The sequence below is a fragment of the Microbacterium sp. zg-Y625 genome, from assembly GCF_030246925.1.
Lineage (GTDB): Bacteria > Actinomycetota > Actinomycetes > Actinomycetales > Microbacteriaceae > Microbacterium > Microbacterium jiangjiandongii.
Genome location: NZ_CP126740.1, coordinates 2,352,447 through 2,365,902 on the forward strand (window position 1 = coordinate 2,352,447; position 13,456 = coordinate 2,365,902).

Annotated in this window: 10 protein-coding genes; all 10 read right to left on the bottom strand. The window is 71.7% G+C overall.

Translation table 11 applies throughout. The features are described from left to right. Positions 1-38 precede the first annotated feature (38 nt). A complete protein-coding gene (gene tmk / locus QNO14_RS10880) occupies positions 39-716 on the bottom strand; it encodes a dTMP kinase (protein ID WP_257505301.1) in 678 nt (225 codons plus the stop codon). Continuing rightward, positions 713-3,433: a type I DNA topoisomerase gene (gene topA, locus QNO14_RS10885; protein ID WP_257495463.1), complete on the bottom strand. Its 2,721-nt coding sequence runs from the start codon at positions 3,431-3,433 to the stop codon at positions 713-715. The genes tmk and topA overlap by 4 nt, the downstream gene beginning before the upstream one ends. Positions 3,434-3,573: 140 nt before the next feature. Beyond that, positions 3,574-5,412 (bottom strand): thioester domain-containing protein, encoded by a 1,839-nt coding sequence (locus tag QNO14_RS10890; protein WP_257505303.1) that lies wholly within the window; start codon positions 5,410-5,412, stop codon positions 3,574-3,576. Positions 5,413-5,555: 143 nt separating this feature from the next. Continuing rightward, positions 5,556-7,421, bottom strand: a complete 1,866-nt coding sequence (locus tag QNO14_RS10895; RefSeq protein WP_257505304.1) for a thioester domain-containing protein — start codon at positions 7,419-7,421, stop codon at positions 5,556-5,558. 220 nt (positions 7,422-7,641) lie between these two features. Beyond that, on the bottom strand, positions 7,642-9,876 hold the full coding sequence (locus tag QNO14_RS10900) for a thioester domain-containing protein (protein WP_257505322.1): 2,235 nt from the start codon (positions 9,874-9,876) through the stop codon (positions 7,642-7,644). A 417-nt stretch (positions 9,877-10,293) separates the two neighbouring features. Continuing rightward, the gene (locus QNO14_RS10905) at positions 10,294-10,641 is read right to left on the bottom strand and encodes an Rv3654c family TadE-like protein (RefSeq protein ID WP_257505323.1); all 348 of its coding nucleotides are present in this window, start codon (positions 10,639-10,641) and stop codon (positions 10,294-10,296) included. Further along, positions 10,641-10,982 (bottom strand): TadE family type IV pilus minor pilin, encoded by a 342-nt coding sequence (locus QNO14_RS10910; RefSeq protein ID WP_257495456.1) that lies wholly within the window; start codon positions 10,980-10,982, stop codon positions 10,641-10,643. The genes QNO14_RS10905 and QNO14_RS10910 overlap by 1 nt, the downstream gene beginning before the upstream one ends. Beyond that, positions 10,982-11,194 (bottom strand): DUF4244 domain-containing protein, encoded by a 213-nt coding sequence (locus QNO14_RS10915; protein WP_257495455.1) that lies wholly within the window; start codon positions 11,192-11,194, stop codon positions 10,982-10,984. The genes QNO14_RS10910 and QNO14_RS10915 overlap by 1 nt, the downstream gene beginning before the upstream one ends. 34 nt (positions 11,195-11,228) lie before the next feature. Next, complete coding sequence (locus QNO14_RS10920; protein ID WP_308210999.1) at positions 11,229-12,167, bottom strand: type II secretion system F family protein; 939 nt, start codon at positions 12,165-12,167, stop codon at positions 11,229-11,231. Continuing rightward, complete coding sequence (locus QNO14_RS10925; protein WP_306814691.1) at positions 12,164-13,423, bottom strand: TadA family conjugal transfer-associated ATPase; 1,260 nt, start codon at positions 13,421-13,423, stop codon at positions 12,164-12,166. The genes QNO14_RS10920 and QNO14_RS10925 overlap by 4 nt, the downstream gene beginning before the upstream one ends. Between the last annotated feature and the right edge of the window lie 33 nt (positions 13,424-13,456).

A 13,456-nucleotide genomic window follows, 5' to 3' on the forward strand; every position in this document is an offset into this window, starting at 1 on the left:
CGGGCCGTGATCGGGGCCGTCAGGGTGCCGCCGCTGCGCTACGCCGGCAGGTCGGCAGCCAGCACCGCGGCCACCCGGCGCTGCACCTGCACGGCGATCTCGTCCACCGGCAGCCGAGCGTCGATGACGAGGAACCGGTCGGGCTCGGCCGCGGCCAGCGCCAGGAATGCCGCGCGCACCCGCTCGTGGAAGTCCGCCTGCTCGGCCTCGAGCCGGTCGAACGGCTTGTCGTCGGCATCCAGTCGCACACGCGCCGCCGACGGATCGAGGTCCAGCAGCACCGTGACGTCGGGCAGTGCGCCCTCGGTCGCCCACAGCGACAGGCGTCGCACCTCGTCGGCATCCAGCACCCGGCCCGCACCCTGGTAGGCCACCGAGGAGTCGAGGTACCGGTCCTGGATGACGACCTCGCCGCGCGCGAGCGCCGGGCGCACGAGCGTCGCGACGTGGTGGGCCCGGTCGGCGGCGTACAGGAGCGCCTCGGCGCGGGGCGCGATGTCGCCGCGGTGGTGCAGCACGATGTCGCGGATGAGCACGCCCACCTCGGTGCCGCCAGGCTCGCGGGTGCGCACGACCGTGCGGCCCTGCTGCTGCAGCCACTGCTCCAGCAGCGCGGCCTGCGTCGTCTTCCCCGCGCCGTCGCCGCCCTCGAAGGTGACCCAGAGGCCGCGTGGCCCTTCGACAGGGACAGGGACCCGGTGGCTGTGCGTGGTCACTTCTTCTTGGCCGCGGGCTTGCGCGTGGTCGTCGCCTTGCGGGTCGTGCGCTTGGGCGCGGGGCCTTTGGCGCGCTTGTCGGCCAGCAGCTGCACGGCGCGCTCGAACGTGACCTCTTCGGCGTTCTCGCCGCGAGGGATCGTCGCGTTGGTCTCGCCGTCGGTGACATACGGACCGAAGCGGCCGTCCTTGAGCTTGATCGGCTTGCCGCTGACGGGGTCGGCCTCGAACTCCTTGAGAGCACTGGATGCCGCGCGGGCGCCGTACTTCGGCTGCGCGTAGACGGCGAGCGCCTCGTCGAGGGTGATGTCGAACAGCTGGTCCTCGCTCTGCAGCGTGCGGGAGTCCGTGCCCTTCTTGAGGTACGGACCGTACCGGCCGTTCTGCGCGGTGATCTCCGCACCCGACTCGGGGTCGACGCCCACGACGCGCGGCAGCGACAGCAGCTTCAGCGCGGTGTCGAGGTCGATGGTCTCCACCGACATGCTCTTGAACAGCGACGCCGTGCGGGGCTTGGGCGCGGCTTCCGCCTTCTTGCGCGTCGTCTTCTTCTTGGGCGCTTCGGCCTCGACCTCACCGGTCTGCGGGTCGGCCGCGTCGGGGTCGACCGGCTCGACTTCCTGCACGTACGGACCGAACCGGCCGTCCTTCACGACGATGAGCTTGCCGTTGTCGGGGTTCTCCCCCAGCACCCGGTCGCCGGCGACGGGAGCGTCGATGAGCTCCTGGGCCTTGGCGGGGGTCAGCTCGTCGGGCGCGAGGTCGTCGGGCACGTTGACGATGCGGGGCTTGGCCTCGGGGTCGCCGCTCGCGTCGGGCACCTCGAGGTAGGGGCCGTACTTGCCGAACCGCAGCGTCGCGACGTCGCCGATGCGCGTGGAGTTGAGCTCACGCGCGTCGATGTCGCCGAGGTTGTCGACGATGTGACGCAGGCCGACGTGGTCCTTCGAGCCGTAGTAGAAGTCCTTCAGCCACGCCACCCGCTGCTGCTCGCCACGGGCGATGGCATCGAGGTCGTCCTCGAGCGCGGCGGTGAAGTCGTAGTCCACCAGGTCGGCGAAGTGCTCTTCGAGCAGGCGCACGACGCTGAACGACAGCCAGCTGGGGACGAGCGCCTGACCGCGCTTTGTGACGTAGCCGCGGTCGAGGATGACGTCGATGATGCTGGCGAAGGTCGACGGGCGACCGATGCCCCTCTCCTCCAGCGCCTTGACCAGGCTCGCCTCGGTGTAGCGGGGCTTGGGGCTCGTGGCGTGCCCCTTGGGCTCGACGTCGCGCAGGCTCAGGCTGTCGCCGACGGCGAGCGCGGGCAGCGACTGATCGGCATCCTTGTCGGCATCGCCGCGCTTCTCGTCGCGACCCTCCTCGTACGCCTCGAGGAAGCCCTTGAAGGTGTACACGGTGCCCGAGGCGGTGAACTCGGCGCTACGGCCGGCCGCGGTGGCCGTCAGCGTCACCGTCGTGGTCTCGTACTTGGCGTCGGACATCTGGCTGGCGACAGTGCGCTTCCAGATGAGGTCGTACAGGCGCGCCTCGTCGCGGTCGAGGTCGGATGCCACCGACGAGGGGGTGCGGAACTGCTCCCCCGACGGGCGGATCGCCTCGTGGGCCTCCTGGGCGTTGCGGCTCTTGCTGCGGTACACGCGGGGCTGGTCGGGCACGGCGGTCGCGCCGTAGAGGGCCACGGCCTGTGCGCGGGCGGCTTCGATGGCCTGAGTGCTCAGGGCCGTCGAGTCGGTGCGCATATAGGTGATGTAGCCCTTCTCGTAGAGACGCTGGGCGACGCTCATCGCGTGCTTGGCGCTCATCGAGAGCTTGCGGCCGGCTTCCTGCTGCATCGTCGATGTCGTGAAGGGCGCCTTCGGGCTGCGCGTGCCGGGCTTGGCCTCGACGGCCGTGACGGATGCCGTGGCCTTCGCTGCGATGGCGTCGGCGAGTTCCCGGGCCTGCTGCTCGTCGAAGACGATGACGGCCTTCTTCAGCTGGCCCTTGTCGTCGAAGTCGGTGCCGCGGGCCAGCGGCAGTCCGTCGACGCGCGCCAGGCGGGTGCCGAAGCTCGCGGCATCCTTCGCCGCCGTCGCCTCGACGTCCCAATACGACGCCGACACGAACGCCATGCGCTCGCGCTCGCGCTCGACGACCATGCGGGTGGCGGCGGACTGCACGCGGCCGGCGCTGAGCGCCTGGCCCTCGCGGCCGCTGCCGATCTTGCGCCAGAGCACCGGCGAGACGTCCCACCCGTAGAGGCGGTCGAGCACGCGGCGGGTCTCCTGCGCGTCGACGAGGGCGTGGTCGAGCTCGCGGGTGTTCTGGGCGGCGGCCTGGATCGCGTCCTTCGTGATCTCGTGGAACACCATGCGCTTGACGGGGACCTTGGGCTTGAGCACCTCGAGCAGGTGCCACGCGATGGCTTCGCCTTCGCGGTCCTCATCGGTGGCGAGCAGGACCTCGTCGGCGCCCTTGAGCGCGCGCTTGAGTTCGGCGACCGTCTTGGTCTTGCGGTCGTTGACCACGTACAGCGGGTCGAAGTCGTTGTCGACGTCGATCGAGTACTTCCCGTAGGCGGCTTTCTTGTCCGCCGGGATGTCCTTCTTGTCCGCGAGGTCGCGGATGTGGCCCACCGAGCTCAGCACCTCGTAGCCCTCGCCCAGGTATCCCTGGATCGACTTCATCTTCGTCGGGGACTCGACGATGACGAGCTTCTTGCCCTGTGCCACGGTGGCCGCCTTTCTTTCCGTGCACACCATACACACCGGCAGGCAGCGGAAATGCTGAGTACGCTCAGGGCGCAGGACCCTCATTTCCGGGTGGTGGGTGCAGGTGGGGTGGATGCCGCGGCATCCACCCCACCCTCAACTCACTCCGCCGTGCGACGGTTCGCCCGCACGGCCAGCATCAGCAGCGCACCGAGACCGATCACGCCTGCAGCCAGACCCAGCAGCGGCATCGGCGCATCGCCTCCCGTGTTCGCCAGCGCATCGCCTGCCGGCATCGGCACGGCGTCGCCTCCCGGCATCGGCGCCACGCCGCCGCCCGACATCGACCCCGTGCCACCGGCCGCGGCCTGCTCCGGCTCCACGGTGTTGGTCAGCCTGGCCTCCGTCACTGCCCCCGGCGCGATGGTCACCGTCACCGGGTCGTCAGCGAGGACGCGTACCGAACTGTTCGCGCCTGATTCCTGCTCCGCCACGGTGCACTCCGTGCCGGCCGGCAGGTCGCCGAACGTCCGCGCGTACTCCCCGGCGACCGCGCCGGCGGGGATGTCGAAGGTCTCGGCCAGCCCGTTGTCGCAGGTGGCCGACAGGGAGATGGCGGACTGCTGGCCGGCTGCCGTGCCGTCGATGACCTTCACCAGGTTCAGCGAGCCGGGATTGAGCTCGACGGTGTTCGTCACGGTCAGCGCGAGGCCCGCCTCGGCCATCGTGCCCGTCTGCGGGGCGTCGGTGGTGACACCGACCTCGGAGGTCGCGCCAGTGAGCGGTTCCGTGACGGTGCACGTGTTGCCGACGGGGATGCCGCGGAACGTGTAGGTCTGGGTCGTGCTGGTCCCCGCGGGGATGTCCTGCGTGAACGCGTACCCCTCACCGCAGTCGATCACGAGCTGGGCTGCGCCCTGCTGACCCACCGCGCCCCCGGCATACGCCTTGTTGACGGTGAGCTCACCGGCGGAGAAGAACTCCGTGGTCGCTGTGGCGGTGGCATCGAACTGCGCCGTGTCGGCGAGGACCATCGGCTGCGCGGTGCTGTAGGACGGGGTGTTGCCGTCGTAGAGGTAGATGTTGCCGCGCTGCACCGTCACGGTGGCTCGGGCCTTCAGGACGGTTTCCACGCCCGTCGCCCCTGGCCCGGTGATCCAGATCGACGTTCCCGACGGGACGCTGCTCGCGTTCGGGATCTGCGTCGTGGCGGCGGCGTCGCTGTACATCGTGTAGCCCGTCGGCACGCTCACGGTCACCGCCGCGGCACCCTCGGCCGTGACGACGTAGGGGCCCGCCGCGCTCCCCGCCGGTGCGGAGACGGATGCCGGGCTGATCGCCACGGGTGCCTCCGGTTCGGTCACCGGGCCGTTGGCCTGGGCCGCCGCGATGATGGTCTCGGTGGCTGCGCGCACGACATCGTCCTCAGCCCCCAGCACGAGCCCGTCCGTGAAGTACCAGATCGCCGACTGGGTGGCCGCCGCCTGCTGGTCGGGCGTCAGCCCCACCGCCGCTTCGACCGCCGGGTAGTAGTTGTTGAGGATGTAGGTGACGTAACCGATGTTCGGCACATTGGCCTCCGACCACGCCCCCGACTGGTAGCCGATGCCGACGGCCGTGGGGGTGCGCGCGGCGATGCAGTACATCTCGCCGGTGCTGGACGGGTCATCGACCGACGCGGTGGTGATGATGCCGATGAACCCCGATCGTGAGGTGTAATCGGCCGGCGGGCTGTCGGGATACGGGATTGCGGGATCGGGCACGATGGCCGTGGGCGGCAGATAGCCCGTAAGCCTCAGGCCCTCGGAGACGCCGGTGATGACGATCTCGGTGTTCGATCCCGTACCCGCGTCGGCCACCGGTGTCGCGTCGTCGATGCTCGCATGTGCGGGCATCAGCGGTGTCACCACCAGGGCTGCTGCCGCGAGCGCGCCGAGAAGCGCGAGCAGAGCAGGCTTGCGATGGCGGGAACGGGCGGGGGAAGAGAATGGTGAGTTCATGATTGCCTTCCGAATGCTTGGCTGTGCGGCGGACTGACCACGCTGCACACCCCACCGGTGAGTTGACGGTCAGGACCACCGCTAGAGGCGCGGCGACAGGCTGAGGGTGGGGCGGATGCCGCGGCATCCGCCCCACCCTCAACTCACTCCGCCGTGCGACGGTTCGCCCGGACGGCCAGCATCAGCAGCACACCGAGACCGATCACGCCCGCCGCCAGACCCAGCAGCGGCGTCGGCGCGTCGCCTCCCGACATCGCCAGCGCGCCCCCGGTCGGGGTGCCCTGCGCGCCGCCGCTCGGCGTGCCCTGCGCGCCGCCGCTCGGGGTGCTCTGCGCGCTGCCGCTCGGGGTGCTCTGCCCGCCACCGCTCGGGGCGGTCTGGACCGGCTCCACGGTGTTGGTCAGCCTGGCCTCCGTGATCGCCCCCGGCGCGATGGTCACCGTCACCGGGTCGTCAGCGAGGACGCGCACCGAGCTGTTGCCGCCGGCCTCCTGCTCCGCGACGGTGCACTCCGTACCGGCCGGCAGGTTGCCGAACGTCCGCGCGTACTCCCCGGCGACCGCGCCGGCGGGGATGTCGAACGTCTCGGCCAGCCCGTTCTCGCAGATCACCGAGAGGGAGATCGCGGACTGCTGCCCGGCCCCCGCGCCGTCGATGACCTTGACCACGTTGAGAGAGCCGGGATTGAGCTCGACGGTGTTCGTCACGGTCAGCGCGAGGCCCGCCTCGGCCATCGTGCCCGTCTGCGGGGCGTCGGTGGTGACGCCGACCTCGGTGGTGGCTCCGGTGGCCGGCTCGGTGACCGTACAGGTGTTGCCCACGCGGATGCCGGGGAACCTGTAGGTCTGGGTCGCACTGGTCCCGGCGGGGATGTCCTGCGTGAACGTGTAGCCCTCGCCGCAGTCGATCACGAGCTGGGCTGCGCCCTGCTGACCCACCGCGCCGCCGGCATACGCCTTGGTGACGGTGAGCTCGCCGGCGGAGAAGAACTCCGTCGTCGCCGTCGCGACGGCATCCAGCTGCGTCGTGTCGGCGAGGACCAGCGGCTGCGCCTCGGTGTACAACGGGGTGTCGCCGTCGTAGAGGTAGATGTTTCCTCGCTGCACCGTCACTGTGGCTCGGGCGTTGAGGACGGTTTCCACACCCGTCACCCCGGGCCCGGTGATCCAGATGGATGTGCCCGATGGGACGCTGCTCGCGTTCGCGATGGGCGTCGTGGCGGCGGCGTCGCTGTACATCGTGTAGCCGGCCGGCACGCTGACGGTCACCGCCGCGGCGCCCCCGGCCGTGACGACGTAGGGGCCCGCCGCGCTCCCCACGGGTGCGGAGACGGATGCCGGGTTGATCGCCACCTCGGGCGCCGCCGGCTCGGTGACCGGCCCGTTGGCCTGGGCGTCCGCGATGATCGCCTCGGTGGCAGCGCGAACAGGCGAATCGTCGCCCAGCACCACCCCGTCCGTGAAGTACCAGATTGCCGCCTGGACGGCGGCCGCCTGCTGGTCGGGCGTCAGGCCCGCCGGCGCTGCGACCGCCGGGAAGTAGTTGTTGAGGATGTAGGTGACGTAACCGATGTTCGGCACATTGGCCTCGGACCACGTCCCCGACTGGTAGCTGATGCCGGCGGCGGCGGGAATGCGCACGGAGATGCAGTACATCTCGCCGATCAGGGACGGGTCATCGACCGACGTGGTGGTGATGATGCCGATGAACCCGTACTGCGAGGTGAAGTCCGCCGCTGCATCGTCCGGATACGGGGTTGCGGGGTTGGGCACGGTGTCCGTGGGTGGCAGATAGACCGTGGTCCGCAGTCCCTCGGCGGGGGCTTTGGTGACGATCTCGGTGTTCGGTCCGATTCTCGCGTCGGCCACCGGGGCCGCCTCATCGATGCGCGCATGTGCGGGCATCAGCGGCGTCACCACCAGGGCTGCTGCTGCGAGCGTGCCGAGAAGGGCGAGCAGACCGGGTTTCCGATGGCGTGCGCGCCCAGAGGAAGAGAATGGTGAGTTCATGATTGCCTTCCGACGTGCGTGGCAATGCGGCGGATGTGTTCACACCGCACCCCAGCGGTGATCGGGCCGAATGTCGCTGACGGTGGGCACCACCGCGGGAGACGCGGCGACAGGATAACCACGCGGCTGATCACCGATCATCTGAGGACGGCCGGAAAAAACCGGCGACCTCCCTGCGGGGGGTGGGGCGGATGCCGCGGCATCCGCCCCACCCCTCAACTCACTCCGCGTTGCGACGGTTCGCTCGGACGGCGACCATCAGCAGCGCACCGAGACCGATCACGCCGGCAGCGACCGCTAGCAGCGGCATCGGCGCGTCGGCACCCGACATCGCCAGCCCGCCGGCGGCCACGCTCTGCGACCGCAACACGGCGTTGGTGAGCGTGGCGTCGGTCGTGGTCCCCGCCGCGATCGTCACCGTGACCGGGTCATCGGCGACGACACGCACCGAGCTGTTTGCGCCGGTCCGCGGCTCGGTGACGGTGCACTCGGTGCCGGCGGGCAGGCCCCCGAACGTCTGCGTGTACTCCCCCGCGGCCGCCCCTGCGGGGATGTCGACGGTCTCAGCCAGCCCGTTGGTGCACATCACCGACAGGGAGATCGCGGACTGCTGCCCGGCTCCCGTGCCGTTGATGACCTTGACCACGTGGAGCGAGCCCGGCCGGAAGTTCACCGTGTTGGTGAGACCGACCTCAGCAGTCGCCCCCGGCTCGATCGTCACGGTGACCGGGTCACCCGGCACGACCTCGACTTCGGTGTTGGCCCCGGACGCCAGCTCTGTGACGACGCACTCCGACCCAGCCGGGATCTGCTCGTACATCTGGGTGTAGTCACCGGCCGCGGCGCCGGCGGGGATGGTGAAGGTCTCATCCAGCCCGCTGTCGCACATGACGCCGACCTGGATGTCCGACTGCGAGCCGGCCGCGTCACCCGTCACGGTCTTGGTCAGGGCGAGCGATCCGGGTCGGAGCTCGACCGTGTTGGTCAGCCGCGCCTCGACGGCAGCACCGGGTGCGATTTCCACCGTCACCGGGGCGTCGGTCGTCACCTCCACCACCGCGTTGGACCCGGTCGCCAGCTCCGTCACGGTGCATTCGTCGCCGGCGGGAAGTCCGGTGTACGCCTGCGTGTACTCCCCTGCGGCCGCCCCTGCCGGGATCACGAAGGTCTCGTCGAGACCGCTCACGCACATGACGCGGACCGAGATCTCGTCCTGCGAACCGGCCGCACCGCCCGCGATGACCTTGACGAGGTTGAGCGAGCCGGGGTTGAGTTCGACGGTGTTGGTCACCGTCAGCGCGAGGCCCTCGTCGGTCATCGTGCCCGTCTGCGGGGCGTCGGTGGTTACGCCCACATCGGTGGTCGCCCCGGTGGTCGGCTCAGTGACCGTGCACGTGTTGCCGACCGGGATGCCGCGGAACGTGTAGGTCTGAGTCGTGCTGGTCCCGGCGGGGATGTCCTGTGTGAACGTGTAGCCCTCGCCGCAGTCGATCACGAGCTGGGCTGCGCCCTGCTGACCCACCGCGCCCCCGGCATACGCCTTGTTGACGGTGAGCTCACCGGCGGTGAAGAACTCCGCCGTCGCGGTCGCGAGGGCTTCGAGCTGGGTCGTCTTGCCGAGGATCAGCCGCTGCGCGTCGTCTCGACCCGGGCTGTTGCCGTCGTAGAGATAGACCGTCCCCTCCTGCACCGTGACGGTGGCTCGGGCGGTCAGAACGGTTTCGATGCCCGTGACGCCGGGGCCGGTGACCCATACGGATGTGCCGGAGGCGACGGTGCTCGGGTTCGCCAGCGGCGCGGTGGCAGCTGCGTTCTCGTACATCGTGTAGCCGGCCGGCACGCTGACCGTGACCGCCGCGCCGCCCTCAGCGGTGACGACGTAGGGACCCGCGGCGCTCCCCTCGGGTGACGAGACCGATGCCGGGGCGATCTCCACGTCAGGCGCCGGTGGCTCGGTGACCGGGCCGTTGGCCTGAGCGTCCGCGACGATCTCCGCGGTGGCCTCGCGTACCTTGGCCGGGGTCGTGCCCAACACGAAGCCGTCGGTGAAATACCAGACCGCCGACTGCACGGCGGCAGCCTGCTCGTCGGGGGTCAGCCCGGCCGGCGCATTGGCCGCCGGGTAGTAGTTGTGGAGGACGTAGGTCACATGGCCGAGATTCGGGACGTTCGATTCCGTCCAGGTCCCCGACGCGTAGCCGGTTCCCACCGCGGTCAGCACGCGCAGGTTGATGCAGTACGTCTGGCCGGTCTTGGACGGGTCCGAGACGGACGCGACGTTGCGGACACCGGCGAATGCCGACTCGTCGACATACCCTGCCGGCCGGCCGGCGGGATACGCGGCCAGCGGGTCCGGCACATCTGCCGTCGGCGGCAGGAAGCCATCGACGTCCATACCCGCCCCGTGGCCGGTGTACCAGACCTCGGTGCTCGGGCCCGTCAGGGGTTCGGCCACCGGCGCGGCGTCTTCCAGGCTGGCGTGTGCGGGTGCGGGAGCCAAGGGCGCTATGGCCACTGCGACTGCGGCGAATGCGCCGAGCACCGCACGAAGGCCAGGTCTGCGATGGCGGAAGCTGCGAGGGAAAGAGAGGTTCGGATTCATCACTGCCTTCCAGCTTGCGTGGCAGTGCGGCGGACTTCCCACGCCGCACCGCCCGATGGAGGGCCGACCGAACGCAGCGAACGGCCGGCACCGTCGCTCGTCGGAGCGAAAGGATAAGCACGACCACTTATCGCGCACTGGGAGAACACCGAGAGGCTCCTCTCACGCCGCTGACCCGTCGGCGCAAACCCGCCACTGGGCGCCGATGTCGCCCGATCGGCGCTCCGCGGGCGACGCGTCACGGCTGAGCGGGAAGCGGCCCCGGCGGCGTCACGGAGCGGGAGGCGGCCCCGGCGGCGGACCCGCAGGTGGACCCGCGCGAGCCGCCACCGAGACGGGCAGCACGCCGTACGTCGCACCGAGGGTGATGGTGGCCACGAGGCCGTCGAGCTCGCACGCGATCACCTCCGCCCCCACGGTGGCGCCGACCTGCGCGGCACGTTCGCATGGCACGCCTGCGACGGCACCGGATGCCGCGTCGGCCGCGGCGAGCGCGGCGGCGTCGGCGGCGCCGGCGAGCCGCTGGCTCCACGCCGCCGCGGTTCCGACGCTCAGCAGCCCCGCCCCAAGGAGCAGGCACGATGCGAGCACGCCGACAGTGGCGACCGTGCCGGGCATCAGCGCCCCTCGCCGACCGCGCACGCCGTCGCGCGCAGGTCGCCGAGCGGCAACGGCAGGCCCGTCGGCGCGGTCGCGGTGACGCACACGAGGTCGCCGTCCGATCCGATGGCGGCGGCGGCACCGGTGACCGCGCGCGACACGGCATCCTGCACGCGCCCGTCGGCCTCGCCCCGCGCCGCCAGTCGCGCGCCCTGCGCCGCGCCGTGCTCGAGTCTGACCTGGCGGCCCGATGCGGTCAGTGCCCCGGCGAACAGCAGGAACACGATGATCACCGCCGGCAGGGCGACGGCCAGCTCGGCGGTCGCCGACCCCCGATCGCCCCACCGGCGGCGGGTCATCAGGCGACCGTGAGCGCGCGACGGATCAGGTCGGTGAGGATGCCGCGCACCTCGTCGGAGCGCATGATCACCACCAAGAGGCCGGCGAAGGCGACTGCGGCCATCGTCGCCACCGCGTACTCCGCGGTCGCCGCACCGCTGTCGTCGGCGAGCAGACGCGCCGCGCGACGGCGGGTGAGGGCGGGGAGGGTGTCGGGGGTAGTTCGGGTCATGATTCTCCTTGTCGTGAGGTGGTTCGGGCACGGGTCAGAGCGTGAGCGGCGTCGTCGCGAGCACGCCGAGGAGCATGGGCGCCACCCCGAGCAGCAGGAAGGCGGGGAGCGTGCAGACGCCGAGTGGCAGCAGCAGCCGGGACGACAGATGCGCCGCGCGCAGCCGCCCCTCGACGCGCGAACGGTGGCGGGCGTGGGCCGCGTCGGCGCGCAGCAGCTCGATCGCCGGGGCGCCTGCCGTGCGGGAGAGGTCGAGCACGGCGGCGGTGTGGGGGTGGGGCTCGAGGCCGGTCGCGGCGACGAGATCCCGGGCGCGGGGAATCGAGACGCCGCCGGCGAGGGCGACGGCGAGCAGCTCGGCCTCCAGACCGGGAACGCCGGGCGGCGGCTGAGCGCGGGCGATGAGCCGGGCGGTCCAGCCGTGCGCGGCGAGCATGAGCAGGGCGCCTGCCACGACGGCGGCCGCGCCGAGCGGCTGCGTGAAGACGACCCCGACGGAATCGAACCCGAGCACTGCGCCGAGGACGACCGCGACCAGCGGCAGCCAGGCGATGAGGCGCGCGGTCGCCACCGGCTCGGCGAGCGCGACCCGCACATCGTCGGCGGCCGCCTGCGCATCGCGCAGCGCCTCGGCGACCGCACGCAGGCTCGCGGCCAGCGGCGCCCCGACGGTCGTCGCCACGGACCATGCGTCGGCGACGTGGCGCCAGGTGCCACCCGTCGCGGCGATCGCCGCGGGCAGCGCCACACCCTCGGCGACCCGCGCGCAGACGCCTGCCGCGGTGGCGTTGCCCGAGGACGCGAGATGCTCCCAGGCCCGGCGCGGCGTGATCCCGGCCTGCAGCAGCACCGCGAGCTGCAGCACGGTGGTCGCGGCGGCATCCGCCTCGGACGCCGGCGGGCGTCGACGCCGACCGATGGTCGCGACGGCATCCGCCTCGGGGGTCTGCGGGCGTCGACGCCGGCCGATCACCGCGGCACCGCCTCGAGCGACAGCGCCCCGCCGGACAGCACCGGCCGCGCCATGCCCGCGACCTTGCGCGTACCGCCCGACCCGCGCGCCACGTGCACGATGCAGCCGATCGCGCTGACCACCTGGCGCGCGACGGCGCGCTCATCCATACCGGCCAGCGCACCGAGGGCCTCCAGCCGTGCCGGCACGTCGCCCATGCCGCCGGCGTGCAGTGTGCCCGCGCCGCCGTGATGCCCGGTGTTCAGGGCCGTGAGCAACTCGCGCACCTCTTCCCCGCGGCACTCCCCCACCACCAGCCGATCCGGCCGCATGCGCAGCGCCTCTCGCACAAGCCGGGCCAGCGACACCGCGCCGGCGCCCTCGAGGTTCGGCTGACGCGCCTCGAGACGCACATGATGCGGATGCCGCAGCCGCAGTTCGGCGACGTCTTCGATCGTCACCACCCGCTGCGAGTGCGGCACCCGGTCGAGCAGCGCCGCCAGGAGCGTCGTCTTTCCCGACCCGGTGGCGCCGGTGACCAGCACGTTCACGCGCTCGTCGACCACAGCATCGAGAAGCTCGCGTGTGCGCGGGCCGAACATGCCGAGGTCCTCAAGCGCGTCGAGGTCGGGCACGATGGGCGCCGGCGCACGCACCGAGATGATGGTGCCGCTGCGCGACACCGGCGGCAGCACCGCGTGCACGCGGAATCCGCCGTCGAGGCGCACGTCCACGCAGGGGGTGGCGTCATCGAGGTGCCGCCCGCCGAGCGCGATCAGGTCGACGGCCAGGGCGCGCACCTCTTCTTCGGGCATCAGCCAGCCGCTCACGCGCTCCGCGCCGCGGCCGCGGTCGACGAAGAGTCCGCCCGCTCCGTTGACGAAGAGATCCGTGACGTCGGGTTCCGCGAGCAGCCCCGCGAGCGGCGCCAGCGCGGCATCGGCCGGCACCGCGCGGGGTGCCGCAGGGCGCCGCAAGGGCGTCGCCAAGCTCGGGGGCGCCGACGCGCCTGCCGCCGGCGCCGGTGGCCGAACCGGCGCCCCGGACTCCGCGTTCACCTGCCTCGCCACCGGGACCCTTCCCGCCGACCACCGCGCCACCGGCGGCGCCCCCGGCGATTGATCCGCCACCGCAACCCCCGGCACCGCAACCATCGGCACCACCACCGGCGGCACCGACAGCGGCAAGGCGCGCCGCGGCGTCTCGCCGGCCACGACGCGCGGCAGGTCGGGAGCCCCACCGGCACGGCGGGGCACGACGACGAAGGCGCTGGTCATGCGCCGACGGTAGAACGGCAGGGCGCCGCCGCG